This is a genomic window from Enterococcus sp. AZ128 (assembly GCF_051714485.1).
In the GTDB taxonomy this organism is placed as follows: domain Bacteria; phylum Bacillota; class Bacilli; order Lactobacillales; family Enterococcaceae; genus Enterococcus_A.
In genome coordinates, this window is the sequence record NZ_JBIORZ010000002.1 from 484,531 (window position 1) to 510,037 (window position 25,507).

Genomic DNA, 25,507 nt, shown 5'->3' on the forward strand with positions numbered 1-25,507 from the left:
AAAACTGATATTAACAAAACAGAAATTATTTTGCTAAACCATTTTATTGCTTATCATCATTTAATTACTTATAACGTTTTTGACGCATTAAAGTAGTGGAGGGAGGCGCATAATAAAGATGTTATTAATTAACCAACATGCGGACCTGTTCGACAAAGAGACGGTTACAAAAATTAAAATTATTTATCTAATGAAGGAAAGTAAAAATTGGTTGTCTATTGACGAACTATCTGTTCAATTAGAAATTAATCAGCGAACCATTTTGAAGTACCTTTCCTTTATTGAAGAAGATATCGATTCTTTTGGTTTAAATAATGAAATCGTGTTGAAGAGTCATACGAAAAAGGGGTATTTTCTGCATTATGACTTTGAGCCGGTCATAGAGGATTTGATCTTTCGAATCATTGAGGCGACCATTAATTATCAATTGTTAATGAGGATTTTTTTCTCAAAAATGACCTCGATCATTCAGTTCTCACACAAGTATTACGTTAGCGAATCATCCTTATGGCGCATGATCAATAAGTTTCGAAAAGAGTTATCACCCAGAGGGATATCGATTGAGCGGCGCTCTTTGGAACTAATGGGAAATGAGATTCAGATCCGCAGATTGAGCTTCTTTTTATTGTTGAATTCCCATACTAGAGGGAATTGGCCCTGTGGCAGTACGACAAAACTCATTACAGAAAAAATTATTGAACGGATCGTTCCTTTTTTTCACTTATGTTTATCCGATTTTGGCTATAAAAAGCTTTTTTGTTTGATCGCAGTAAGTATCGAGCGGACAAAAAAAGGAAAACACATTTGTTTGACCAAAGAATTATGGGAAAATATTGAAAAAAATGATCTGTTCGAACAATTTTATTGTGAGTTGAAGGATGTCCTGCCAAAGGAACTTTATCGGCGCGATGAGGTAGGATTTCTTTTTTTGTATATTTTTACTTTGGATGAAGTCTTTAATGATAATTACATTCGAAAAAATTTCAGTGCCTTTCATTTCGAAAAGAAAACCCAGCTGCATCAATCCGTCGAGATCTTTAAACAACTCTTATTTGACGAGCAAAATCTTTTCATTTCAAAGGAAGACCTAAAAATTGTCGATAAAAGTTTATACAGTGCACACCTATACGGTCAATTGTTCCAGAATGAAGAACAAACTGGCTTTTATACATATGAACTTTGCGCACAGGCTAGCGGAGGCACTCCTCTTCATATGCAGAACCGATCAAAAGAACTAATTCGCTTGCTTTATAAAAAGACGAATTTTGCCCTCTTTAAAGAGTCCAACTATTTGCTGTCCGTTTATTCCTTACTGCTGGAATCAATCACACCGCTCCATAAGATAGAAGAACCTTTACAGATTTTCTTGGCCTCCGATCTATCCAACTTGGAAGAACATAAACTGATCAAAATGATCAAAAATGAATTTATTGGACGGTTTAAACTGGAGATTTATACCCATCATGATTGCATGCGTGAAATCAGCTCGATTGACTTGCTGCTGTCGACAAGAAGGACGTATTTAGATGAAAAACCTTTGATCCCAAATATCGTTATTCCAAGAGAGCCGACAAAGCTAGATTTTCATACATTAGAAGAAAAACTAAATGAACTTTTTACAGTTAAAAACCAGCAAAAAGAGCTTGTATCCTTTTCATGAATACAAGCTCTTTTTATGTCGTTCTTTAAAAAAAGCGACTACGTTTTATTTTCTGATAGGCTGGACGTTGTACTTCATCCCCGTTCAATAGATCCTTAATCATCTGTTCCATCGTGATCACAGTGCTCAACCCAAAACTCTTTTCAATCGCCTGATACGCCTCTTTTAAATAGAAACCTCGATGCTGAATACTATGAGCATCAGAAGCAACCATATAAACCAACCTATTTGCCAACATTGTGTGAGCTGTTTTTTGAACTTTTCTGCCAAAATAACCGACAATACTTGGCGCTGTCACTTGTGTCAACGCCCCCATCTTCAAATATGGCAACAGTCGATTCGGATCTCTAGTAAAAACTGCATTGCGTTCTGGATGCACAATAACCGGTGTATGACCTCGTTCGATCAGCTGAAAAAACAATTGCTCGGAAAAAGCTGGCACCTCCAAAGTTGGGAATTCGATCAATAAGTAGTGATTATCTATATCAGTAAATAGAATCTCCTGACGCTCAATCTGTTTTATCAACTCACCCGTTATACGAACCTCTTGGCCCTCATAAAGAGTTAGTGCAATCCCCCGTTGATCCAATTCCTGCTGTAAACGACGAACTGCTGGAATGACCATTGAAGCCGGATTATTGTATTCTCCATTATTATGATGAGGCGTACACAAAATATGTGTAATCCCCTGTCGAACAGCCTCATGGGCCATCATAATACTTTCATCAAGCGTCTGAGGCCCATCATCTACCCCATGAAGAATATGACAATGTAAATCAATCACCCACATCACTCCAAACTATCTGATCTCTTTTTTCGCAAGGAAAAAGACCACTTAATCCTCACCAAACAAGTATAAAAAAGTGTATCCATCTTTCCTTTTCCTGATTCTACCAAAGATCGTTAAATTGTCCCCATCAAAAACTGTTAATTTTTCGACAAAAATATAAAAGAGGTGATGAATACTTTAGCTTCAAGTTGATCTTATTTAAACAATAAATCCCCTTATTCTCCAAAAAAAGAGAAGCCAAATAACTTGGCCTCTCTTTTTATTGCTTTTTCGGATAAATACTAACTGTATAAGCTGTTGCGATAAGTAAAATCGTTAGAACGTGAAAGAATCTATACCTTTATACATATTATACGGTGCCCAAGCGTTCAATGCGAACCATCCGTTGCTAAAGGTAGGCAGAAAGGCGATTCTCTTTCCTGAGATTTTTTTCACTCGATGCTCCTTTCGATAACGCTTCTTGATGCGCACAAGCATAATCAGCATGAAAACTATCAGTGGAACACAGTTGAAGGTAATAATGGAGAAAGTGATGTCAATCGTCACCCAAAAATCTAATTGATAAGGAGTGATAGCTTTATCTTCCATAATATTCATGATATTTTCCGCCATCATATTTGTGTTCGCAGTTGAATTGATATTCGTTAAAAACACAAACGCCCATTTGGATATCGGGGTTGATGATGAAATTCGTGGAATAGTTTTGCGTATCGCAGAAATGTTCATTCGTGTCATCATTCAGCACAAATCACCAAGCCGCATAACGTGTATTTTTATCAACTTGATGAGCCGTGTTCGGTTGGTGGGATTTCTCTATGAGTCACTTCATTTGTGGTTTCACATCCACCGCTCCCAAATAAATTTGCAAACACCTGCTGATGTCCTTCACGTTTGAAGTAATGTAGCCTGTTGGAATCAAAGCTGGTTTGACTGCCACTTGGTACTTCTACGTTCTTAAAAAGGATAGCCTATTCCTTGTTATGATAGTTTCCTCTTTCGCAGCTTGTTTAGGATTAGCATGGGTACTGTGTAATCCCAACGGTTCAAAAATCACTTTCTGGGTAATCTCCGCCTGTAATGATCGAAGTTTTTGATCAATCTTTTGGCTTTCTCAGACAAATCATCCAAACTTATTGAAGAAAAACATCTCTGAAAAGCAGTTTTTGCGTTATACTTCTCTATGCTTGAGTCCTTTATATTGGTCTTGGATAAGTCATCCGAGAGCAGTATAAAGTTTTTTGTGCTTGGATAGCTTTAGTTCAAAATTTAAATTAGTTGGAAAAATCTTTGCAACACTAGTGTGTTCAAATGTATTAAAAAAGATTCTTTATTTTGTATAATTGCATTTTTCATTTAGGGTAAAACTACACCAAGCTTGTCAGCAATTTTTCTGATTCTTTTTCTAGTTTCTTCATAAGTGTAATCTAAATTGATCACTCTATAATAAGTCCTACGTGTAATTGCCAACTTACTTATTGCTTGAGTTATTGGAACTTGATCTTTATTTTTATAAATAAGCAACAAGCGTTTGATCTGCTTATCTGACAATTGACTTCCGCCACGTTTTCCACGTAGCTCTTTCCGTCTTTCTTCTTTCAACTCTGGAGTTAATTCTTCTTTATTACACTGTTTCTGATAAATAAATGGCCATACCTTTTTTGAATCTTCACTAGTTTCATCTAAACTTTCCGCGACTTCATCCAAAACGGATAATGCTTTATACATCGGTTCAAGTAATTCTTTTACTTCTTTGTCGGTACTAATAGTATTTTCGATTGTATAGGTATCATTCTCTTTTAATTCAAGCTGCTTCCTTGCATTTATAGATTGGCTATCCAAGTCTATATTTCTACAGTATTTCTCTAATTGCTCTTCCAATTTTTTGATTCTTTCTTGTGCATTTTTATTCTCAATTTCCAATTTATTTACTTTTAATTGTTCTTGTTCATAATCATGTTTCATTCTCTGATCCATTTGTTCTGTTATTTTTACATGAAGGTATTTTCTTAATTTGTCATTCTCTTGCTTCAATTTTTCTGCCTCTTCTATCCAAGAAGATAGAATATAATGAACTTCCTCATCATATCTAGCATTTACTAATATTCCATCTTCTTTTATTTGAGTTAATCTGAGTAGTAAGTCATATGTACTTTCTTTCTTTTTTCCAGCCTTATTATTTCTCATCATCTCCACCACCTATTGTATCTTTTATATTAACATAAAAGATACACAAAGTTTGATAACCAATACTGACTCACCCATTATTTCTAATTGCTACTCCTTCTTTACGTAAATAGTTTCAAATTCCTTTTAATACATAATTTCTTTTTTTCTGAATTATTGAAATCTGATAATTATTTCCCTTTCCGCTTAAACTCATTTTTTTTAATTAAAAACCCTACATAGTTTATTGTATGTTTCCAATTAATATCTTTACATATTTTGTTTTTTTATCCACTTTGATAGAATCAGTATTGAGTAAGTCATAGGTATTATTCGGCTAACTAAAATTCAAGTATATTGTTCGAATCCTAAGCTTTTGATGGTTTTTTAGGGGGCAAATTCCCTTCCTTATGAAATCCTAATTTCTATTTAGTGATAACCAATCAAGAGATTATAATGAGTTTATTCACAAATAAATCATGTAAAAAAAACTGTGGCTATCACCCAAAAACTGAATGATAGTCACAGATTTATTTTAATCAGCTACTCCATACGAAACATTGATGTGATCAACTATTCCCAGGACATTACGCCATAACTTCCAGCAATTCCTTCCATTAATAAACTATCCGCATATCCATCAATAAAGCTCGTTGCCTCACCCTCTGTTGAGAATAATCGACTTCCTTTTTCGATATTCTTTGATTGATCATCACCTTCATAAGCGTAGAACCAGACTGTGTATTGAACTTGTGGCTCTGGAGTTGGTGTCGGTGCAGGATCAGGGTCTGGTGTTGGATTTGGCGTAGGATTAGTCACCACTCCACCATTATTTGTTCCACCAGATGAACTTCCATTGCCTGTTGTTCCGTCATTTTTATTTTCACCATTACCAGAAGGTGTCGAAGCCGAATCAGAGGATTCGACATTCGTTTGGTCCTGTGTATTTGACATATTTGGAGTTGGTGAGGCCTGACCAACAGACTCGCCAATCGGTTGATTTGGAACTATTTTATCCGACTCCGTAATTTGTTGTTGATCAGTCACTACACCATTTTGATCTTGAACAGTTACGACATTGCCTTCAAACACCAGCTTATTTCCTGCATAAATCAAGTTGTAATCTCCAATACCATTCAATGAAGCTAGTTTTTCCATTGAGACATTCGTTGCTAATGAAATACCGCTTAATGTGTCTCCCCAAACAATAGTATATTCTTTTTTTCCTTCAACATCTTTTTTGATTTGCTCAATCGATCGCGCTTCCCATTTACCATCCATTTCTGAAGCTTGTATGTCTTGTCCCTTTAATATGAGTACTCCTGTCATTGTAAAAGCACTTAAAGCTAAACCCTTTCCAAGTTTTTTACCCAAATTTTTTCTTTTTTTAATAACTGTTTGCTTCTTTATATCTCTTCTCTTTTTCATAATACACTCCTTAATAAGTTCTTTTTTCTTTTGAAGTCACAACTTGTATTTTTTTCTTCTGATAATCATTACGATTATTTTTCAATCTCTCCGATAATTTTTCACTTCTCTTCTTATAATGATTACATCCCATTTTAAAGTGTTCGAGTTGATGTTGTAATCGTTGGATTTCGAGGCTCATACGTACAATTACCTGTTCAAGATCCTGACTATTATTCATACGCAATCGTTTTTCAACACCTTCTAGACTTTCACATTTTTCTTCACACCCTTCACAGATTGTAAAAAGTTCCTTATCAATAAATATTTGCGAAACGGAATAGTTACCACACCATTCACAAGTCATTTCACTAGCTAGTTCTGCCTCATATAGGATATTTTGGATCTGAGAAGACTGTTCACTTGGCTCTAAATCGGTAACAAGAGAAAGAATCCCTTGCTTTCTTTCTACTCGTTCAATCGCTATGCCAAGTTCACTGAGTTCCTTTTCAGCTTTTACCAATATTCGATACCAACCGTGTCCTATTCGATGTCCAAATTTAATTAGAGCCAGACAATTCATGCTTTTGTAATTAATTGAATGTTCTTCCATCAGTTGTCCTCCTATTATCGTTCTTTGGGAAAAGATTATATTTATATATTGCTATTAATCACTATGAACAAATAATACCACTATAAAGTGTTCTACGCAACTCTATAATTAAAAATAAGTGTTCTGTAACGTAGTTAAAGTGGCTTGTAAACCACCTTATTCTATTAGTAAAGGGATGGTGTACATGGAAGAATACGAATTAAGAAAATTAATCTCAGAAAGAGTTAAGTACTTCCGCTTAAAAAAGAGGATGAGTCAAGAAAAACTATCAGAACAAGCTGAGCTGGAGATTAAGTATATTAACAAACTTGAGAATCAGAAATATAATTTGAAAATAGATACTATAGAACAAATTATTAAGGCACTAGATATTTCTTATGAGGAATTCTTTAATTTCAACTTCACCTCGAGTAGTGATGAATTGAATGAACTCCTAGAAGCAATCTCTAGCTTCAAGAAAGAGGAACAGCTCATAATAATCGAATCAATATTAAGTCTTTTGAAATCAAATTATGAGGAACCTAAATAGCAAAAAGCTGCGGAAAATTTCCGCAGCTTTTACATATTTTTAATCTAATTGATACGTCCAATTATTATTGTATAACGAGAATCGCTCGGCACGATATGCCCAAGCACTTGTTGGAAAATCACTAAGATCAACATCTAAAACTGTTTCACCGTCTTCCGTGACTTCCATAATCGAGCTGGTCTTACCTTCATCACGGAATCCGAAATTGACTAAACGATTACCGGTATTGTTCAAGTAACGAGCACTACCGATGATTTTAGTGTAATAGTCTTTGCCTAGGTCTTCGCCGAAGGTCCAAACTTCTTCGATGGTCATTTCTTTTTCATTGATACGAACCTGACGAGCTTCCGAATATTTTTCGGAGTCTACTTCATCGCCGCGTGTCACAGAGATATTGTTATCGTAATACAAAATGTCCGTTGTATCCTCATTATCGTCCTGATCGGGCAGAACGATCGCTGCGTGTTGTCCACCGCTGGCTTTGACATCGCCGTCTAAGAAATATTTCTGGTAGCTGTCTGGCCAGCCGCTGCTGTCGCCCATGATCCATTTGATCTCGTTTGTGGAATAGTCAATTTTCATCACTGTGTCTTGATGCCTCCCAGAAATAATGATGCTGTCGTCTGCTTCATCATATTCCACTGAATTTTGGTGGAACCAATCATTCTTCCCATCTTCACGACTTGTGGAGTCATAATCTTCATAGAAGGATTCAGGTAAGATATCCTTCAAATCGATGGTTTTCTCAATCTCACCCGTTTCTCGGTTTAACTCGATCATCGTGTCTTCAATATAATTACTGCCGTCATTCACCGTTAATAATAGGTTCCCGCTTGGCAGTTCGATACCGTCATGATGAATGACTGTCATTTCCCCTTCGCTTTTCCCTGTATCATTTGCAGCACTAGAGCTGGAAAAATCGTAACGTTTGTAAATTTTTCCTAAGTAGTCCGTCTCTAGTAATACATTGTAGGTCTCTGCGTCGTTGGATTCTTTGGTCAGATATAGCAGATTACCGTTGTCTAATTCTTGAAAAATATGACTGTTGTAACGGGTTGAATACCAGCGAACGTCTCCATTCGCATCAAATGCATAGGCCCGTTTAGTACTTGGAACGACAAATGTCAACTCGCTGTCGCCAATGTCCATTTTGGTTGTATCTGCTTCTTTGACATCAATGTTGGCAATGGATTTAGCTAACGTTCCTGTTTTTATCGTTACCTTTTTTTCCACGCTGTTTCCTGATTCATCGGTCAACGTCACTGTCACTTCATTTTCAGTATCTGCATATAAACCTAAAACTGGGATACTATGATCGGTTGTATACTCGTCAAAACTGTTCTTGATCGTGGTCGCATCATCCTTACCTGCGACTGAAATATCCACCTTCATTGCTTCTTCCGTTTGGAAAAGCAAAAGCGCGGATAATGGGCTGGCATCATAAGGATCTAGCTTCACATAAATGTTGTCTTCATCGTAGTCGCCGCTTTCCAAAAGCGATTGATACTTCTCTTCTTTTTCCGTCTGATCCTCTTGCCACTCTTCATTCAAAGAAACGGAAAGCGCATCTGCCTCTGTCTCGTTTGATACTGTGCCGCTCACGCCGCATCCTGTTAAACAAACGGTCATTCCAATAAAAAATGTTACCTTCTTTAATGCTGTTTTCATTCACTTCCTCCTCATTCGTACTAGTTGCACCGACATCCTGTTTGCTTAAGATACTTGGCTGAATTCTTGATTTTTCAGTTCATACACCACATCGCAGCCTTTAGCGACGTCCTGTTCGTGGGTGACTAAAATAATACATTTCTTTTGCTCATGCGCAATCTCTTGGAAAAGCTTAACGATCTCGCCGGAAGTGGCTTCATCCAAGTTTCCAGTGGGTTCATCCGCAACGATCAGATCATGTTCACAGCATAAAGCTCTAGTAATTGCGACCCGTTGCTGTTGTCCACCAGATAGCATCGTTACTTTTTTCTCTGCTAGATCCTTGGTAATGCCGACTTTTTCCAAGTTAGCTAAGGCGTAGGCCTTTTTATCTGCCTGTTGGCTTTGGGCGATCTCCATCGCTGTTACCACATTGTCTACTGCCGATAAATACGGCAGTAGATTATAGGCTTGGAACACGATCGATACATCTTTACGGCGATATTCTCGCAATCCAATTTTTTTCAACGACTTGTCGTCATAGAGAATTTCTCCGCTTTTTGGTGTATCCAATCCTGCGATCAGGGATAAAAAAGTCGTCTTCCCTGAACCGCTTGTACCTAAAATTGCGTACATTTTGCCTTTTTCAAAAGTTAAATTAACGTTTTCGAATAATGGTCCGTTGTTTTCATACCAGTAGCCTAAATCTTTTGTTGATAGTGTCATTAAAAATTCCTCCTTTAATTAGGAAATCAATATTTTTTTCGGATTCAGTCGTAGAATTCCTGCTGACGAAAGGACGATCGAGAATAAGCTAATCCCTAGTCCAATTCCTGCAAGACTTAAAATTTCGGTTGGTTTCATTGAGATATTTAGTTCTTGAATTTCTTCTGATTGTGTAAATGGATTGCTACCCATTTGTCCGCCACCACCAGGGCCGCCGTTTCCACCGCCAGGTGCTTGACCTTGGCCGCCTTGACCTGGTCCACCGTTTCCTGCCGCATTCGCTTCTTGTCCGTCCGCATTTTGCGAGGTTGTTTGCTGACTCAACAACTGATTACCGACTGCATTGCCGACGACATTTCCGCTGGCTGCAGCGATCCCTAAAGCAAAGATCATGCAGACAAAAATCTCAACGAAGAATTGTGAAATAACTTTGACCCGTGATTCACCTAATGAAAGTAATACACCGATCTCATATTTACGTTCACGAATCGACAACATAATAATCAAAGTCAAAATAATGACTCCGGCTGCGGCTACTAAAATCACGATATTCTTCGCGAAGCTTGATACATTGTTCAAGGGTTGAAGCATTTGCTGATATATTTGATCATTGGTTTCTAAGCTAAATGTATCCGTATCAATCAATTTATTCGCTGCTTTTACAAAGCTGTCCATGTCTTTGGGATCATCTAAGTTATAAACTGCCGAATCGATCGTTTTTCCTTCCGATCCAGTCAAGGTGTTGACCATTGTATAAGAAGAAAAGATCGTGTTCGCTGGATTCATAAAGTTGAAGCGAGCACTCATGCTGTCGCCAGAATCACTTGTTTTGTAAATACCTTTAATGGTAACTTCAACATCTTTATCATCGGTATCTTTAATTTTGAATTTGTCCCCGACACTCAGATCATTTGCTTCTGCTAAACTTTGCTCGATCAATACATTATTAGTCCCTTCATCATCCGAAGTGATTGCCTCGCCTTCAACTAGGCTGGCTGTTCCTGATGAAAAATCACTGTAAGAACTACTTTTTGAAACACCTTTGATTTGGAAATCCCCTTGGCTCATTCCGCCAGGCGCTTCCTGTCCGCCAAATCCGGCAGCTTGTTCATCCGAAGATTCCTCTTCGCTGTCGCTATCGCTCGAGATCGGTGTGACCCCTGTGCTTTTATCCGCTGAAGTACTTGCTTCAAATGAATACGATTTAACATTTGATAATTTTGCGATTTTTTTCGCATCACTCAAATTAACGGGTGTCTGTTCAAAACTGCCTGGATCTGGACGACTGCTTTCGTCATCTGAATCTGAATCCGACTGCTGTTTGAACATCGCCTCTCGATTCGTTGATAAGGTGACGGTCGCCCCGACACTTTTTTTCGCATTCGTGGTCGCCAATTCAGCGCCGCTTCGGATCGTTAACCCCGCTAATACAAAAATTAATATGGCGGAAAAGACGGCGATCATAATGATGCTGCGTCCTTTCTTGGCCCAAAGGCTTTGAATCGCCCGTTTGATATAATTCATTTTGGTTCCTCCTTCATTTGTCTGTTTGTAGAATAGGCAAGCTGGCTTAACCGAAGCTTAAGCGAGATAAAAAAGTTTTTAAGGTTGATTTAGGAAAGCATGGTAAACTGAGGGAGTAATAGATGAAGAAGGAGAAAAACAATGATAAACCTTTTAATAGTAGAAGATGAAGCAACACTTTCAGATAATATAAAAGAAATCTTAGCGGATTTAGGTGAGATCACACAGGTCTATGACGGTGAAGAAGCCTTATTCGAAGCAGAAAGTGGTGTTTATGATCTAATATTGCTAGATCTGATGCTTCCGGGGAAAAACGGCTACGAAATCTTAGCAGAATTACGAGAAAAGAATATCCAAACCCCTGTGCTGATTCTAACTGCCAAAGATGGCCTAGAAGACAAAGTCACTGGATTTCAAAAAGGCGCAGACGATTATTTGACGAAACCTTTTTATCGCGAAGAACTGATCATGCGGGTTAAAGCGTTATTGAAGCGTTCGTTAGGGTTGTTTGCTGAGAATCAAATCGTCTATAAAAACATTATCTGCAACCTTGCGACAAAAGAAGTGACCGTCGACGATGATGTCCTATCAATCCAAGGAAAAGAGTTTGATCTCTTGGTTTATTTCATCCAAAATAAGGGCGTGATTTTAACGAAGGAGCAAATCTTCGATCGGATTTGGGGCTTTGATTCCGATACGACCATTACAGTTGTAGAAGTGTACATGAGTCACTTAAGAAAACATTTGAAGCCGTCAGGTGTCGATCAGCTATTTAAAACACTGAGAAATGTCGGCTACATCTTACAAAAGGATTGATGCTATGAACACCGAAATATCAAGAAAACAACGATTAAAATTTTTCTTCATAAATGTTGCTGCTTTTGCAGGTATCTTCCTATTATTAGGTTTTATAACTCTGCAGCTGCTGCAAAGCTCGGCCTATCGCCAAACAGACCTGTCACTAACTCAGATGGCGGAAAATGAACGCCTTATCCAGATGGAGATCAATCGGTACCAACAGGGCAATCCTTTTCTGGCACAAATGCCGGACGATCAGCTGAGAGAGAATGGACCAGAAGGCAACAATAAGTTCAATACTCAAATCATTTTATGGTCAAAAGAAGGAACGATTCTCAACAAAGACACAATTGGTGGACGGTTCACTGAACTGGAAAATTTGACCTTAGATAAGAAAAATCTCGATTCTGTTCAAGCATTAAGTTTAAAAAATGCAGGCGATTCTAGTCAAAAACTCTCCTTTCATTCGTATACAATCAAAGCAGATAAAGGAGAAGACATCGCTTATATCCAATTTTTAGCCAATACCAATCAAATCGCAGACTCAATGAAAACCTTCGAAACAACACTGATTATCTGTATGGTCGTCTTTTGGTTGATTTCGATTGGAATAAGCTTTTACATTTCAAAAATGAACATGCAGCCCATCATGATCTCATGGCGCAAGCAACAGGAATTTGTCGAAAATGCGTCTCACGAATTACGCACACCGCTGGCGATCATTCAAAACAGCCTGCAGCAATTGTTCACCCGACCCGATCACACAATCTTGGAAGAGTCCGAACCAATTGCCCAGGCCCTGAATGAAACACGACGAATGAAAAGCTTGACTGAAGATCTGCTGACCTTGGCACGCAGCGATTCAAATCAGTTGCTTCTGCAAAAAGAAGCTGTTGATCCCAAAGCCTTTATTCATCAATTAGCCCAGCCCTTCCAGGAAATCGCAGAAATGAACGACAAACATTTCGTCTTGGAAAACTTCGCCGATCAACCAATGATGGTCGACGAAAAACGTATCCACCAAGTTCTAGTTATTCTACTGGACAACGCGCTAAAATACACAGAAGCTAAAGAAAAAATCGTCCTGCAATCTGAAATCTCCAACGATAATTGGCTGATCGAAGTCAAAAACAACGGGCCATCTATCAGCGACGAAGACAAAAGACATATTTTCGAACGCTTCTACCGCGAAGACCGCTCACGCTCTAAAGAAACCGGCGGCTATGGTCTTGGGCTCGCGATTGCCAAACAGATCATCAATCAGCATAAAGGCAAGCTGTCCGTAAGAGACTGGGAACCTAGAGGGGTCGTTTTTCAAATACGGTTGCCAATGAAATAGACGACAAAACGAACAAACCCGCGATCAGATGACCGCGGGTTTGTTTTATACTTGTTTACTTCCAAGTAGCAATTTCTTCTCCTTTGATCACTTCAACTCCTGTTAAAAAATCAAACTGAAAATCTTTGGAGTCAGTAATAATCAGCATTACTACATCATCCAACCCAGCTGAAGAAATAATATTTCGGTCAAAGCGTAATAAAGGATCGCCCGTTTTCACCTTTTGACCTTCAGATACTAGCAGCTCAAGTCCCTCATTTTTGAGATTTACTGTATCCACTCCTACATGAATAAGCATTTCAATATTTTCCTGAGTCTTCAATCCGATTGCATGTTGCATTTGCGGGTTAGCCACCTCTATTCTTCCATCTATTGGAGAAATGATCAGCCCTTCTTTAGGAATGATTGCTATGCCATCGCCCATCACACCAGTTGAAAAGACTTCATCTTTCACCTCAGACAGAGGAACAGCCGTTCCAGTGACAAAAGCTTTTAAACTTTTTTTCTTTTTGAAAAACATGCCTACACTTCCTTATAATTAATCAGTTCAATACCTAATAGCTCCAATTCATTTTTGACAGCGGAATCAGTAAGAAATGCCACTTCAGCAGTACGAGGAATCAACAACGAAGAATTTCTTAAAATATAATCGTCCAAATAACCTGGATGGAAAATCATCATGTCAACCCCATCCTCATGAAGATTCGCAAGCAGCTTTTCAAAAGTACGATAAGGGTCATAATTCGCCTGCATTGACTCCATTAATAAATAGACTTTCGTACCATTCACATCAATAAATGCGTCATTTGTCAGAGAATTAGGCTCTTGACCTTGTGGCAATCCAGAATATTTCAACTCATTCTCTAGTGAAAATTGCTCCATCGCCTTAAAATAATTATCACTCGCTACTGCATGTCCCTCAAAATAATCTGGCTTTTTTCCAAATAGCTCTAAAAAGTGTTGATATTGTGCCTCAATCTCTAGCATTACTTCTGAAAAGACAACGAAATCTACAGCCGCTTCTCGATACGTTTTGGACGATTTAAAATTTCCCTCTTCATCTACTAAAGAGGGTATTTGCTCTGGATCACACAACGGTCTTCCAATACAAATATTCGTGTGCTGACTAAAAGCGATTGGTTCGTTCTTTAATAATTCTACACCATGGGCGGTCGCAGACATATTTACCATAACTCCGACACTTTGAATTAAGCCTTCTTTCACAGTTTTTTCTATTCCATAATTAACAGCTTCTGAATAACCAAGGTCATCCGCTCTAAGCAATACTTTCTTCAAGTAATTCGTCATTTTCTTTTGTTTCCTCCTTTACACTTAAGACATACGTAACAGCTGCTGAAACGACAAATCCTATTCCGCAAGCAATAAATCCATTAACCATATTTCCATTAGTTCCACCAACAAAAGAGATTAAACAAGCAAAATTTGCTACTGGAATCAACGTATAGGCGGTGACACCTGTTAATCCTGCATACAACCCACCAGCAAGTCCACCAACCATTAAACCAATAAACGGTTTTCTGTATCGAACACCCAAACCATAGACGCCGGGTTCAGTAACACCTCCGACTAGACACGCAGCTAGAAAACTAAAAGCAAGTGCTTTTTCATTTTTGTTTCTCAAACGTAAAAACGAACCCAGACACATTCCTGCAACACACATACTTGAAACAATAGCTGCAGGTGAAACTAATGAATCCTGCCCATTTTGCGCAAAAAGTGTAATCATTGTGGAGATCATCAATAGATGCATACCCGTCATTACCAAAAATTGCCACAACGCTGCAATGATTGCCACAGCTAGAAAACCACCAATCGCATCTAAAGATAATAGAAATTTACTGATATATTCTCCAGCCACAAATCCTGCGGGACCTAATACAACTAACGTGATTGGCAGCATAACCACCATGGTCAAAGTTGGTGTAAAAATTGTTCCCAACGTTGACGGAATAATTTTCTTAAAGAATTTTTCCACATATGACATGATCCAGATTGAGAGAATCATTGGTATCACAGTACTTGCATAATTCTGTGTAGCAACCGGAATACCAAAAACATCAAATGGTGTGCCATCTGCAGCAATCTGAGTAAAAGTCGGATGAAGCAAAACGCCTCCTAAAAACATTCCTAAAACAGGAGTGACTCCAAATTTTTTTCCAGCAGTGTATCCCAAAAAAACAGGAAAGAAATAGAATCCAGCATCGCCAACAAAAGTCAGTAACGTTGCTAAAGAACTGCCCTCATGAATCCAGTTCAACATTGATGGTCCAAAAACTGCCATGACCATCTTAAACATCGAGGCAGCAATTAGTACTGGAATCAAAGGCGTTAGGCTTCCAGCCAAATAGTCTAAAATCTTATTTCCTAGACCTTTTAGTGTAAACGGTTCTTTCTCTTTGCTTTCTTCAGTTTCTTCTTGTTCCTGTGCTCTACCTGTTAAATCCAATAAAACACTATAGACCTTATTTACAGTCTGTCCGATGATGATTTGATATTGTCCACCTGATTGAACAACGCCTAAGACACCAGTTGTTGCTTTTAAGTTATCCTCGTTGATTTTACTTTGATCTTTCAGGTTAAAACGTAGACGAGTCATACAATGAGTCATGTTTGAAATATTTTCATTGCCGCCAATATTCTCTAAAATGGATTGTGCCAATTCATTAAATTTAGTCATCTTTTTTACTCCTCATATTTTTTTCGTATAAACGGTTCATATGAATCATTAAATAAACCAATTCGTCTTCATTCGATTCAATTCCATAAAGTTGTGCAATCAATGTACCAACCTTTTGTGCTAGCTGATAGATTTCCGAATGTTGTTCTTTGATTGAATCCAACATTTCCATTCCTGGACCAATCAGTTCTTCTCCACTGCGCATTCGCTTTAAGTAATAAAACATATGCATGCAAAAACGATTGTAGTTAAACTCATCGCGATCAATCACAATGTGCAGATCCTGTTCAATCAAAATCGTTGTTTGCTGAATAATTTCTTCGATCAATACTTCTTCCTGTGATATTTTGTACTCTGACTGACTATTAACAAAATGCATCGTAATACTTGTCAGCTCTCCTTTAGGTAATACGATATGAGTCTGTTGCTGAATCATTTTGACTGTTTCTTCGGCTAATGAACTTTCTTTTGGGTACATTTGAGCTATCTCATACGAGTATGTCATTCGAACATCTTTATAAGTTGTCAAACGCTGGATCGAAAACTGGATGTGATCGGCCAAACTAAAAACCAAAGTGGGATTCAATTGTCCATTTAATTCCTTCTGAGCCATGTTGACAATCTCTGCACTTAAATTCAAAATTTCCTCAGGTATTTCTTTCAATAGCCCTTCAAAATATTCACTTAATTTGTAGAACGTCATTGTGATTTTATTCAGATCCGTTAATTCATAAGGAGTTTTAGGAAAGCCTAACCCTTTGCCAAAAGCAATCAAATGGTTTCCATTCCCATCAATCGCTTCCGCAACATTATTATTAATCTTCTTAATAATTTTCATTTACTCCTCCGCCTTTCCAATAAAAAAACTCTTTGAGTACACACTACACCCTCCTTTTTTAAAGAGAATGGTAATGCCTCAAAGAGTAACAATCCATTTTTATTTAAATTTCACTTAAAGAATAGCCGATAAGGAAAACGTTGTCAACTGCTTTTGAACTCTTTTACTATTTATCCAAAATATCGGCATGTTCTTCAATCCATAGCTTCACCTCAACCACCAATTCTTCAGGATAGGCATAGTGATAATGATCCGCCAGTTTACGCGACATCATTTCATACAGGTCAATTGTCTCCTGCAACGCACGCCAGCTATCCGCCGCATCAAATTTTCCAAAGACACCATTCAATCGTTCGAAAATGTCAGCATCCACCCATTCATAGATAAAACGACCCGCATGCCATGTATCGTACTCATCACCATGAATCATCTTTTCATACCATTCGATCGTTTGGAGCAGAACCTGTTTGCATTCAGCGTCTCGCAGCTTGACCGTCCACAACTCCTTGCGTACGATTTGTTTGGCTAGATAAATTGCCAAAAACCAAAAAGTATTCACTGTAAAATCAAAATTCTCCGCAGTAATAGGCTGTGCAGCAGTCCTTTCAAAGCGTTCAGGAATCAGCTGTTGAGCATTTCCAGTTTTATCTAGTAGCTCTCTCGCCCCGCGACGAAACCATTCAAGCGGAACGTTCTTTTCAACCTGAGCCTGAAATGCCGCCAGTGAATCAATCACAAAATCAACTTGATAGCCGCCTTCAAATAACGCTAACCATTCTAATCCGCCACCGCCGTTTTGGAACGGGATCGCGGTATTCAGTTTACCAAAATTTCCAATCCAGCCATTCGTATCCAGATACTGTTTTGGATCATCCACATACATTTGAATATCCATGTCAGAATACTCATCCGCCCCATGATCTTGCCGCGCTCGCGAACCGGCCACGTAGGCGACATGAACATCGTCCTGCTTTTGCCCCCACTGAGTAAATCGCTGTTCAAACTGCTGATAGAATACTTCACTTTTCATAAACAGCCCCCTTTTCCATTAATTGGATTCTTTTTCAAATCAAATCCAGCCAAACTTCCTACAAGCGTTATAGATCCCATCATCAACATTCCGATCCGTCACATAATCAGCCTGCTCTTTCAATTCAGCTACACCATTCCCCATCGCGATACTGGTCCAGCTCTTATCAAACATCACCAGATCATTCACGTCATCGCCAAAGACCACGACATCCTTTTGCGGTCTGTCAAAATAATCCAAAACATCCAAGATACCCTGCTTTTTATTATCGTGCTGACACATGGTATATTCCGGGACAAACCGCAGCTTCGCAAAATTGATTGGTTCTGGAATTAAATGGTCTTGATCCTTAGGCAAAGCCAAATAAAACTTGAAAATATCCTCCGCCTCATTCACATTAAATGTCGGATCAATGAAATACTCTGTCGGCTCTTGACGCGGTCCGACCTGTTCTCTAAATAAATCATTCCTAGCATAAACCTTCTCCGAATCATCCGTTGCAACCAAAACACCGATACCTTTTTCTTCGGCCTGATGAATAACCGCCAATGCTTCTTCTTTATCCAAAGGAGTATTCTTCACCAATTTATTTTTGATGACTACGCCCATACCGCCGGAGCACACCATGTTTTCCAGCCCAAGCTCGCTTAATAAATTACGACACTTGTAATGCGCCCGTCCTGTTGCAATCGAAACAAAATGCCCGTTTTTCTCCAATAGCTCAAGCGCTTGTTTCGCGCTAGGAACAACCTGACCCGTGCTGCGATCCGTCAAAGTTCCATCAATATCAAAGAAGAATAATTTCTTTTCCATTCTTTACCCGCTCCTTCGTCTTAATCCTTTTTATTGTAGCATATCCGTCCAATTCAAAAATTGTCCGTTATATTTTTACCATCGAAAAAAGGTACCAGAAAACGTTCTACAGCTTTCCGATACCTCGTTTTATTTTATTTAATCCTCAGACACATAGAAGCAAGTATAATCCGCATACTTCTCGATTTTCACTTGAAAGGCACTATTTGCTGGAACGGTGAACTCTTCGTTTTCACTAACTGTTTTCCATAACTCTTCATTAGGCAACAAAACAGTCATCGCTCCTTGTGTCACCTTCATGATTTCTTTTTTCTGGGTGTTGAACGTATAGCTTCCTGCTAGCATAAAGCCCAATGTAACATTTTCACCGTTCTCCAAATGGATCGTCCGGCTGGTAACCTTCCCATCAAAATAAATATTTGCTTTAGATTCTACATTAACCTTCTCAAACATACATACTCTCCTCTTTATAAAATCTATACATTTTCCGCAACTTTTGTCTTATAGCTTTTTTGCAAATAAGTAAGACCAGTAAAGATAATAACCACAATCACGATCCACGTAAGAGCAGTAATATCTAAGCCTGTCACAAATTTTGCGGCGATAATGACTCCAACAATACCTCCAATAGTAATACCAAGGCTGAGCTTTCTAGCGTACTCATTTGTTTTAATGAAATTGATACTAGCCACAGGCATCAGTGCGGCACAAGAAGCCGACATGATTGGAAAAGCGACTAACGGACTTAGCCCTAACATGTAAACCATAGCCATACAAGGCGCATAAAGTCCAACCCCCATGGTCATTAATGCTCCCAAAGCAAAGTTTCCAACAATTCCGATAATTAATTTAACGCCTGTTAATCCTGTAGCGACATTTCCTTCTCCAAGAATGTTAATCATGCCTGTTTGTTTTAATGTCATCAAGATTGCAGTTAGAATCAACGCCAATCCCATCACAAATTGAACCTTTTGTTCTGGAAGTCCTGTGACGTATCTTGAGCCGATCCAAGAGCCGATCGTAGCTGAAGCAACCAATAAGAACAAGGTTAATGGCTCTACCTTTACAACAGTAATGAAAATAAGCGCTTCCAACAAACACGATAACGCATGGCTAACATTCAATGTTCCAGGTAATTTTCGATCGTCATCTAACTGCCGAGTAACCTTCACCAAAAGCGTCGTTGGCGCAAAAGCTCCGATACCTAATGTGTCAAAAAAATCAGTAATAAATCCAATACCTATAGAAATCGGCATACTTTCATTTCCTAGATTCTTCCGGTGTTTGAAGATGTCTCTGCCGAAGACACTTACATGTAGACCAATGAACCCGACCAATACAACTAATAATACTGTTTTCATACATTGAACTCCTTTTGGAAAATTATTAAAAAAGAGCAGCTACCCCGTACTTCAATCAATTGCATGCTCAAGTACGTCTGTTTCCTTCCCACTGCATCATTTTTTTCATTCTTGCCTACACTGTATACATTTTCATATGAATGAAATTGTGATAACTAATAATTTCAAGCTTATCTACAGTAACCCAACTTATTAATGATTAAAAAAAACGTGATTTACTGATGTTTTAATCCTATTACTTTAAGCTCTCTACGCAACCATAAAAAATGTGAATTCATGAACTTTAAACACTAGTTTAAACACAATTAGATGGCACAAAAAGACCTGAATCACCCCGAAACAGAAATGTTGTTGCCTTTGATAAGTTGTATTAATCATGCTAAATTCATGACAAAACATTTCATAGCCTAAGAGCATGTTTCTAATCAAAAATCCAAACGATTATTGTTATACAATTCACATTAAACCAGAAAAATAAAAAGAAATCGTATTTCTTTTATTGATTTCCCTCGTTTATCCTCGCTATGACTTTTCATTTGCAATTATAGTCATAAAAAAAATATTTATCAAGACTTTTTTCATTAATATGAATTATTAATCCTTCGAATACGCAAAAAATTCATAAAAATGATCGAGCATCTCACTTACCTTCTAAGACAAGTAGACCAAATTATAAATTGAAAGTCCGTGCATCCAGCCTCGTCGTATGCTGAATGACATCCTGAAGAAAATTTAATCCACGAATTCAAGCAAATATGTTAAACTCAGACAAAAGCATAAAAAAGAGGAGAATTCTTGTGACTGAATATACTGGCTTCGACAAAATTTATCGCGACATCGTCATGGATATCATTGAAAACGGCACGGATCAAGACCCTGCTTTGGTTCGAGCAAAATATGCCGATGGCAGCCCCGCTCCTACTCGTTTTATCCAAGGTGTCAACTTTAAGATCACCCCTACAGACGGTATTCCAATTTTGAAATCAAAACGTGTCTTCCAAAAAACGCCTTTGATCGAACTGGAATGGATCTGGCAAGAATTATCCAATGACGTGACTTGGCTGCAGGACCACAAATGCAAAGTTTGGAACGAATGGGCTGGCGAAGACAACACGATCGGCAAAGCCTATGGTTTCCAGTTAGCCAAAAAATGCCGTAAGCTGCCAGACCACGACGAAAAATTAAACCAAGTCGAATACGTTTTGCATCAATTACAAAACAATCCCGGCTCCCGCCGCATCATGACCAGCCTATGGGACGTCGATGATTTAGACGAAATGACTTTGGAACCCTGTGTTTGGGCAACCAACTGGAAAATCAACAAAGGCGTGCTTGATCTCCATGTCAAACAACGCTCCGCCGACATGGCACTTGGCAATCCATTCAACGTCTATCAATACACGGTATTACATCGCCTGATCGCTGATCAATTAGGATTTGAACTAGGTACGATGCACTGGTGTATCGATGATGCACACATTTACGACCGTCACATCGATGCATTGACTGAACAACTCTCACAGCCAGTACCAGATAATGAACCTACACTTGTCTTACCAGACAAATACGACGAAAACGGCAAAGAACGCTCATTCTTTGATCGCCGCTTGTCTGATGTGAAACTAGAAAACTACGAACACAACGGCGTCATTAAATACGAAATAGCAGAATAGCAAATAGAGCAGTAAACGATTTCGGTCGTTTACTGCTCTATTTTTTTAAGCGAACTTCAATTCTATATAAATATTCTAAAAATTTGAACTTAACTTCAATTAACTTGATTGCCTAACAACATAGACCGACTAGTCTATTCTCATAAAAAACCTTCTTTTGTCAAAGTTGATTCACTGACACAAGACATGAGCATTGATCGATTGATTACATCAAAAGAAGTTGCCAAAATTATCGAGTAGCACCCGCTAATTTTGACAACCTCTTGAGTATTTTAGTTCAATTCTTTCTATCAATTATTGAATCTATTTATCTAATTCGATCACATTAACTAATCCCGATAGCTCGGCCATCCCATTCTTTCGCAAAGTCAGTGATCGAAACCCAAGCCATCGCGCCGCGGTCGTAAGTTTTATTCGGACCGCCTGAGCCCGCTTTAGCACTCGAGCTGTAATACAACGGATCATACACTAAAAATTTATTGTCCTTGTAACCAGCGATCACCTTGCAGTGATTGCGGATCGTATCGGTTTGATACGAGGAATAGCCATAGTACAATACAGGATTGCCGTTGATGATGCGATCGACAATATTTTGCGTACTAACATTGCTGATGTTTGACACATTGCTATACCATTTCTTCGCATAATTCGCTAACGAACCGGGAGTGATCACCCAGCCAAAGCCAGCGCCAGTATAAACATCGCCCTTTTGCCCGCCTTTGTCGCTTGGATACATTGGTAAATTGTCTTGAACATATTTCAAGTCAACCGTCTTTCCTTTAAATCTCAGCAGCATCGTCATCGAAGCACCCGCACATCCCCAAGGACTGAATACAGGAGCATATTGACTCACATAAGGAACACTCAGTGTGCGTTCAATAGGCGCGATCGGTTGTGCACCACCAAGTGTGTACCAAGAAATGCCTTCATTTCTCCAGCCAACCTTGATCAACGCATTCCGTTCACTCAATAGCATCGTATAATGGTGCGAGCCTGCTCCTTTTGAATTCGGATTAAATACTCGGTACATCGGCATCCCCGCCCATGGGGTGTGCCAAGCGATTCCTTCATAACGCCAGCCAGCACGTTTCAGATTGTCTCTTTCATTCCCATCTAAAGTAAAGAAATGCTCACCGGAATTTGGATTATAAATTCTGAATAATTGGCGACCTGACAAAGGCACTCGCATACTTATTCCTTCATAACGCCAACCTAGTTTCACTAGATAGTTTTTCTCATTCAGGTTCATAGTATGCAAATGTTCCCCAGAATTCGGGTTGTACACACGATAAATGGCGATCGTCGCAACAGTTGCCGCCTTCGTTTCTGCTTTCGGAGCAGCTGCAACCGCTGCTTTTGGTGCAACTGTCGTTGTTTGTGATTGAGACGTTGCCGCCGTAGTATTTTTATTAGCTGTCGAATCTTCTTTGACTGTCTCTTGTTTATTATCTGTGGTTGGTGTTTCAATGACTTCAGTAGTATCAGGCGCTGTCGTATCCTCAGTTTTGCTATCGTCTACTTCAGTAGAATCCGTTATTTCATCTGTGTCTGACGGCTTCGTCTCATCGGTTTCTCTCTGATCTTCAGTTGGAACCTCTTGTTTGGTCGTATCGCTAGTACCATCTGTCTCAGCAGGTTTGCTTGGTTCTATTGGCTCACTTGTTTCCGTTGACGGTTGTGTTTCCGTAGCTTCTCCTGGCACAGCATTCGTTTGATTATCCGTTGTCGGCGCGGCCTCTTCCACCGCTATTGTTTGCGGATCAACTACCTGAACAGCTTGCTCTTTATTAACCTCATCTGCATAGACAGCCTGTTCATCCGTGGCAAATGCAGAAGCACCCAATAAACCTAGAAAGACGATTGGTGCAACAACCCATGTTTTTTTCCTCTTATACATCTTGAAGCGTTTCTTTTCCATTTTTACCCTCCTTCAAAATAATAATTATCATTATTATTAAAACACGTATTATTTATTAATAAAAGCCTTTTCAAGAATATTGATTACTTTTTTTGTGCGTCAACCTGATTAATTGGGTGCATAAAAGTTTTTTAATGATCAAAAAAATGAACAAATTAGATTCTAAACAAACTCCATTTATTCCCCTTACCAAAAAAATAAAGTATCCACGAATAATTATTTTCGTGGATACTTATTAAAGAATCAAACTATTTACTACGTTTGTCATAGCTATGTTCATTTTCAATAATGGGCTTTACTGATTGAGTGATTGCTTCTTTTATCATTTTATTGTAATCGCATACATTTTATTGATTTCTATAATCTTCTAGTTCATTCTAGTCTAGATAAGGCGAGTCAAAACTATTCAACCAAGAATAACCAATTCCCATAATCAGACCTCCGCCGATATAGTTTCCTATTAAAGCAAAAAACAAGTTATGAACAACTGAAATGACGTTGAAATTCTCTACTTGTCCATGTGATGAAAAATAGGCTAAGAATAACGCTGGAAAGTTGGCAATCACGTGCTCATATCCTAGAAATGCGAAGATATAAATAATAAATACCGTGGTGATAACTTTAGCAGCATCATCTTTCATTTTCAAACAAATCAATACTGCGATATTTACAACAATATTTGCAAAGATTCCTTCAATAATAATTTGCAAAGACGATTTCGCCAATTTTGTTGAGATACTATCAAAGAAAAAGTTGTGCATAGATAATTGATTAAATGGTGACGTATTAGAAATCAAAAAAGAAAAGAAAATTCCACCAATCAAGTTAAATACTAAACATGTACTTAGAATTTTGACCGCTTTCTTAAATGTTAGTATTTTTTTATGATACGCGATTGTCATATACAGCATGTTAGAAGTTCCTAATTCTCCATTCAAGAATAGAATCATTACTAGCGACCAGCTAAACATAAATGCAAAGAGAAATTTCCCGCTATTTGGTATGATTTCTTCTGATCTCATTGCAACGGCAAAAGCAATTGCCGTTCCAAGTGATAAAAATAGACAGGCGTAAACTGAACGTAATGCGTATCGAAAGTAACTATGTTCATAAAGAGAGCTTTTCGCCTTAATAATCCGAGTAATCTCAATCATCAATGGCGATTGATCTATTTTAGAATTTGCACTATCTGATATTTGTTTTTCCACTCAACTACCTCTTTCCATTACTATCTTGTGTAATTTTTAGTATAGTCTCTGCTCGCGCGATTTGTTCTTCGGTTGGACTACTAATATCTTTTAATGGATAATCGATACCCAGGTCTTCCCATTTATATTTTCCCATCGTGTGATAAGGTAAAATTTCAATTTTTTCAACATTATCTAGTGTCTTTACGAACTCGGATAGTTGTTTTAGGTATTCCACCTGAGTTGTCTTACCAGGAACCAATACATGACGAATCCAAGTTGGTTGACCAATTTCAGAAAGATATTTCGCAAATAGTATGATCGACTGGTTACTACTGCCAGTGAGCGCTTTATGGGCTAATTCATCAATATGTTTGATGTCTAACAGAATCAGATCTGTGTAGCTTAATAACTTTTGAAGTTTCAAAAAAAACGTCAACTTTTTAGTGAATGGTTCCCCACATGTATCTAGCGTAGTATGAATTCCATAATGTTTAGCCTTTTGAAACAAATCAATCAAAAAATCAATTTGTAATAGCGGTTCTCCACCACTTACTGTAATTCCTCCACTGTTACCCCAATAATGCTTGTACCGTATTGCTTTTTCTAATAGCTCATCTGCCGTTACTATTTTTGCTTTTGGATCATTTTTTCTCCAAGTATCAGGGTTTTGGCAAAACTGACAACGCATCTGACATCCCTGGAAAAAAATAACAAATCGGACACCAGGTCCATCCACCAAGCCAAAACTTTCAATCGAATGAATTCTTCCATATAAACCGGCTTCCATTCC

General features: G+C 38.3%; 24 protein-coding genes. 5 read left to right on the forward strand and 19 right to left on the reverse strand.

Annotated elements, in window-relative coordinates; translation table 11 throughout:
- Window positions 1-118: 118 nt before the first annotated feature.
- Window positions 119-1,660 carry a helix-turn-helix domain-containing protein gene (locus tag IGI38_RS14110; protein WP_438731669.1) on the forward strand — a complete coding sequence of 514 codons (1,542 nt, stop codon included), beginning with the start codon at window positions 119-121 and terminating at the stop codon, window positions 1,658-1,660.
- Between the two features lie 25 nt (window positions 1,661-1,685).
- On the opposite strand, the gene IGI38_RS14115 is transcribed toward IGI38_RS14110, so the two are convergent.
- The 5 genes from IGI38_RS14115 to IGI38_RS14135 all read right to left on the reverse strand — a co-directional run bounded on the left by IGI38_RS14115 (window position 1,686) and on the right by IGI38_RS14135 (window position 6,633).
- Window positions 1,686-2,444, reverse strand: a complete 759-nt coding sequence (locus tag IGI38_RS14115; protein WP_438731672.1) for a tyrosine-protein phosphatase — start codon at window positions 2,442-2,444, stop codon at window positions 1,686-1,688.
- 321 nt (window positions 2,445-2,765) lie between these two features.
- Window positions 2,766-3,047 carry a hypothetical protein gene (locus tag IGI38_RS14120; protein WP_438731675.1) on the reverse strand — a complete coding sequence of 94 codons (282 nt, stop codon included), beginning with the start codon at window positions 3,045-3,047 and terminating at the stop codon, window positions 2,766-2,768.
- A 756-nt stretch (window positions 3,048-3,803) separates the two neighbouring features.
- A complete protein-coding gene (locus tag IGI38_RS14125; protein ID WP_438731678.1) occupies window positions 3,804-4,634 on the reverse strand; it encodes a hypothetical protein in 831 nt (276 codons plus the stop codon).
- A 552-nt stretch (window positions 4,635-5,186) separates the two neighbouring features.
- Window positions 5,187-6,041 (reverse strand): LysM peptidoglycan-binding domain-containing protein, encoded by an 855-nt coding sequence (locus IGI38_RS14130; RefSeq protein ID WP_438731681.1) that lies wholly within the window; start codon window positions 6,039-6,041, stop codon window positions 5,187-5,189.
- A 10-nt stretch (window positions 6,042-6,051) separates the two neighbouring features.
- Window positions 6,052-6,633 carry a hypothetical protein gene (locus IGI38_RS14135; protein WP_438731684.1) on the reverse strand — a complete coding sequence of 194 codons (582 nt, stop codon included), beginning with the start codon at window positions 6,631-6,633 and terminating at the stop codon, window positions 6,052-6,054.
- Between the two features lie 184 nt (window positions 6,634-6,817).
- Between IGI38_RS14135 and IGI38_RS14140 the strand changes: the two genes are divergently transcribed.
- On the forward strand, window positions 6,818-7,162 hold the full coding sequence (locus IGI38_RS14140) for a helix-turn-helix domain-containing protein (protein ID WP_438731687.1): 345 nt from the start codon (window positions 6,818-6,820) through the stop codon (window positions 7,160-7,162).
- Between the two features lie 39 nt (window positions 7,163-7,201).
- On the opposite strand, the gene IGI38_RS14145 is transcribed toward IGI38_RS14140, so the two are convergent.
- Genes IGI38_RS14145 through IGI38_RS14155 form a run of 3 tightly spaced genes read right to left on the reverse strand, consistent with a single transcriptional unit; the run spans window position 7,202 to window position 11,059 of the window.
- Complete coding sequence (locus tag IGI38_RS14145) at window positions 7,202-8,830, reverse strand: aryl-sulfate sulfotransferase (RefSeq protein WP_438731690.1); 1,629 nt, start codon at window positions 8,828-8,830, stop codon at window positions 7,202-7,204.
- A 45-nt stretch (window positions 8,831-8,875) separates the two neighbouring features.
- A complete protein-coding gene (locus IGI38_RS14150; protein ID WP_438731693.1) occupies window positions 8,876-9,535 on the reverse strand; it encodes an ABC transporter ATP-binding protein in 660 nt (219 codons plus the stop codon).
- An 18-nt stretch (window positions 9,536-9,553) separates the two neighbouring features.
- Window positions 9,554-11,059, reverse strand: a complete 1,506-nt coding sequence (locus IGI38_RS14155) for an ABC transporter permease (RefSeq protein WP_438731696.1) — start codon at window positions 11,057-11,059, stop codon at window positions 9,554-9,556.
- Between the two features lie 141 nt (window positions 11,060-11,200).
- Between IGI38_RS14155 and IGI38_RS14160 the strand changes: the two genes are divergently transcribed.
- On the forward strand, window positions 11,201-11,875 hold the full coding sequence (locus IGI38_RS14160; RefSeq protein ID WP_438731699.1) for a response regulator transcription factor: 675 nt from the start codon (window positions 11,201-11,203) through the stop codon (window positions 11,873-11,875).
- Window positions 11,876-11,879: 4 nt separating this feature from the next.
- Complete coding sequence (locus tag IGI38_RS14165; RefSeq protein WP_438731702.1) at window positions 11,880-13,196, forward strand: sensor histidine kinase; 1,317 nt, start codon at window positions 11,880-11,882, stop codon at window positions 13,194-13,196.
- 55 nt (window positions 13,197-13,251) lie between these two features.
- On the opposite strand, the gene IGI38_RS14170 is transcribed toward IGI38_RS14165, so the two are convergent.
- The 8 genes from IGI38_RS14170 to IGI38_RS14205 form a co-directional block, all read right to left on the reverse strand.
- Window positions 13,252-13,716 (reverse strand): PTS sugar transporter subunit IIA, encoded by a 465-nt coding sequence (locus tag IGI38_RS14170; protein WP_438731705.1) that lies wholly within the window; start codon window positions 13,714-13,716, stop codon window positions 13,252-13,254.
- 2 nt (window positions 13,717-13,718) lie between these two features.
- Window positions 13,719-14,504, reverse strand: coding sequence for a ChbG/HpnK family deacetylase (locus IGI38_RS14175; protein WP_438731708.1), 786 nt, complete (start codon window positions 14,502-14,504; stop codon window positions 13,719-13,721).
- Window positions 14,473-15,894: a PTS transporter subunit EIIC gene (locus IGI38_RS14180; RefSeq protein WP_438731711.1), complete on the reverse strand. Its 1,422-nt coding sequence runs from the start codon at window positions 15,892-15,894 to the stop codon at window positions 14,473-14,475. The genes IGI38_RS14175 and IGI38_RS14180 overlap by 32 nt, the downstream gene beginning before the upstream one ends.
- Window positions 15,887-16,732 carry a PRD domain-containing protein gene (locus IGI38_RS14185; protein ID WP_438731714.1) on the reverse strand — a complete coding sequence of 282 codons (846 nt, stop codon included), beginning with the start codon at window positions 16,730-16,732 and terminating at the stop codon, window positions 15,887-15,889. The genes IGI38_RS14180 and IGI38_RS14185 overlap by 8 nt, the downstream gene beginning before the upstream one ends.
- Window positions 16,733-16,898: 166 nt before the next feature.
- The gene (locus IGI38_RS14190; protein WP_438731717.1) at window positions 16,899-17,762 is read right to left on the reverse strand and encodes an aminoglycoside 6-adenylyltransferase; all 864 of its coding nucleotides are present in this window, start codon (window positions 17,760-17,762) and stop codon (window positions 16,899-16,901) included.
- Window positions 17,763-17,801: 39 nt separating this feature from the next.
- On the reverse strand, window positions 17,802-18,575 hold the full coding sequence (locus tag IGI38_RS14195) for an HAD-IIB family hydrolase (protein WP_438731720.1): 774 nt from the start codon (window positions 18,573-18,575) through the stop codon (window positions 17,802-17,804).
- Window positions 18,576-18,713: 138 nt separating this feature from the next.
- Window positions 18,714-19,028 carry a pyrimidine/purine nucleoside phosphorylase gene (locus IGI38_RS14200; protein ID WP_438731724.1) on the reverse strand — a complete coding sequence of 105 codons (315 nt, stop codon included), beginning with the start codon at window positions 19,026-19,028 and terminating at the stop codon, window positions 18,714-18,716.
- A gap of 23 nt (window positions 19,029-19,051) precedes the next feature.
- Window positions 19,052-19,936, reverse strand: a complete 885-nt coding sequence (locus IGI38_RS14205) for a sulfite exporter TauE/SafE family protein (protein WP_438731727.1) — start codon at window positions 19,934-19,936, stop codon at window positions 19,052-19,054.
- A 755-nt stretch (window positions 19,937-20,691) separates the two neighbouring features.
- On the opposite strand from IGI38_RS14205, the gene thyA reads away from it, so the two are divergent.
- On the forward strand, window positions 20,692-21,609 hold the full coding sequence (thyA, locus tag IGI38_RS14210) for a thymidylate synthase (protein WP_438731730.1): 918 nt from the start codon (window positions 20,692-20,694) through the stop codon (window positions 21,607-21,609).
- Between the two features lie 325 nt (window positions 21,610-21,934).
- On the opposite strand, the gene IGI38_RS14215 is transcribed toward thyA, so the two are convergent.
- The 3 genes from IGI38_RS14215 to pflA all read right to left on the reverse strand — a co-directional run bounded on the left by IGI38_RS14215 (window position 21,935) and on the right by pflA (window position 25,504).
- Window positions 21,935-23,527, reverse strand: a complete 1,593-nt coding sequence (locus IGI38_RS14215; RefSeq protein WP_438731733.1) for a C39 family peptidase — start codon at window positions 23,525-23,527, stop codon at window positions 21,935-21,937.
- 377 nt (window positions 23,528-23,904) lie between these two features.
- Complete coding sequence (locus IGI38_RS14220) at window positions 23,905-24,681, reverse strand: formate/nitrite transporter family protein (RefSeq protein WP_438733381.1); 777 nt, start codon at window positions 24,679-24,681, stop codon at window positions 23,905-23,907.
- 58 nt (window positions 24,682-24,739) lie between these two features.
- Window positions 24,740-25,504, reverse strand: a complete 765-nt coding sequence (gene pflA, locus IGI38_RS14225) for a pyruvate formate-lyase-activating protein (RefSeq protein ID WP_438731736.1) — start codon at window positions 25,502-25,504, stop codon at window positions 24,740-24,742.
- Window positions 25,505-25,507 lie beyond the last annotated feature (3 nt).

Bases quoted from the DNA above. Each gene is read 5' to 3' on its own strand.
- IGI38_RS14110 (WP_438731669.1), top strand. From the start codon at position 119: ATGTTATTAATTAACCAACATGCGGACCTGTTCGACAAAGAGACGGTT.
- IGI38_RS14120 (WP_438731675.1), bottom strand. From the start codon at position 3,047: ATGAATATTATGGAAGATAAAGCTATCACTCCTTATCAATTAGATTTT.
- IGI38_RS14125 (WP_438731678.1), bottom strand. From the start codon at position 4,634: ATGAGAAATAATAAGGCTGGAAAAAAGAAAGAAAGTACATATGACTTA.
- IGI38_RS14130 (WP_438731681.1), bottom strand. From the start codon at position 6,041: ATGAAAAAGAGAAGAGATATAAAGAAGCAAACAGTTATTAAAAAAAGA.
- IGI38_RS14135 (WP_438731684.1), bottom strand. From the start codon at position 6,633: ATGGAAGAACATTCAATTAATTACAAAAGCATGAATTGTCTGGCTCTA.
- IGI38_RS14140 (WP_438731687.1), top strand. From the start codon at position 6,818: ATGGAAGAATACGAATTAAGAAAATTAATCTCAGAAAGAGTTAAGTAC.
- IGI38_RS14145 (WP_438731690.1), bottom strand. From the start codon at position 8,830: ATGAAAACAGCATTAAAGAAGGTAACATTTTTTATTGGAATGACCGTT.
- IGI38_RS14150 (WP_438731693.1), bottom strand. From the start codon at position 9,535: ATGACACTATCAACAAAAGATTTAGGCTACTGGTATGAAAACAACGGA.
- IGI38_RS14155 (WP_438731696.1), bottom strand. From the start codon at position 11,059: ATGAATTATATCAAACGGGCGATTCAAAGCCTTTGGGCCAAGAAAGGA.
- IGI38_RS14160 (WP_438731699.1), top strand. From the start codon at position 11,201: ATGATAAACCTTTTAATAGTAGAAGATGAAGCAACACTTTCAGATAAT.
- IGI38_RS14165 (WP_438731702.1), top strand. From the start codon at position 11,880: ATGAACACCGAAATATCAAGAAAACAACGATTAAAATTTTTCTTCATA.
- IGI38_RS14170 (WP_438731705.1), bottom strand. From the start codon at position 13,716: ATGTTTTTCAAAAAGAAAAAAAGTTTAAAAGCTTTTGTCACTGGAACG.
- IGI38_RS14175 (WP_438731708.1), bottom strand. From the start codon at position 14,504: ATGACGAATTACTTGAAGAAAGTATTGCTTAGAGCGGATGACCTTGGT.
- IGI38_RS14180 (WP_438731711.1), bottom strand. From the start codon at position 15,894: ATGACTAAATTTAATGAATTGGCACAATCCATTTTAGAGAATATTGGC.
- IGI38_RS14185 (WP_438731714.1), bottom strand. From the start codon at position 16,732: ATGAAAATTATTAAGAAGATTAATAATAATGTTGCGGAAGCGATTGAT.
- IGI38_RS14190 (WP_438731717.1), bottom strand. From the start codon at position 17,762: ATGAAAAGTGAAGTATTCTATCAGCAGTTTGAACAGCGATTTACTCAG.
- IGI38_RS14195 (WP_438731720.1), bottom strand. From the start codon at position 18,575: ATGGAAAAGAAATTATTCTTCTTTGATATTGATGGAACTTTGACGGAT.
- IGI38_RS14200 (WP_438731724.1), bottom strand. From the start codon at position 19,028: ATGTTTGAGAAGGTTAATGTAGAATCTAAAGCAAATATTTATTTTGAT.
- IGI38_RS14205 (WP_438731727.1), bottom strand. From the start codon at position 19,936: ATGAAAACAGTATTATTAGTTGTATTGGTCGGGTTCATTGGTCTACAT.
- thyA (WP_438731730.1), top strand. From the start codon at position 20,692: ATGTTAAACTCAGACAAAAGCATAAAAAAGAGGAGAATTCTTGTGACT.
- IGI38_RS14215 (WP_438731733.1), bottom strand. From the start codon at position 23,527: ATGGAAAAGAAACGCTTCAAGATGTATAAGAGGAAAAAAACATGGGTT.
- IGI38_RS14220 (WP_438733381.1), bottom strand. From the start codon at position 24,681: ATGATTGAGATTACTCGGATTATTAAGGCGAAAAGCTCTCTTTATGAA.
- pflA (WP_438731736.1), bottom strand. From the start codon at position 25,504: ATGGAAGCCGGTTTATATGGAAGAATTCATTCGATTGAAAGTTTTGGC.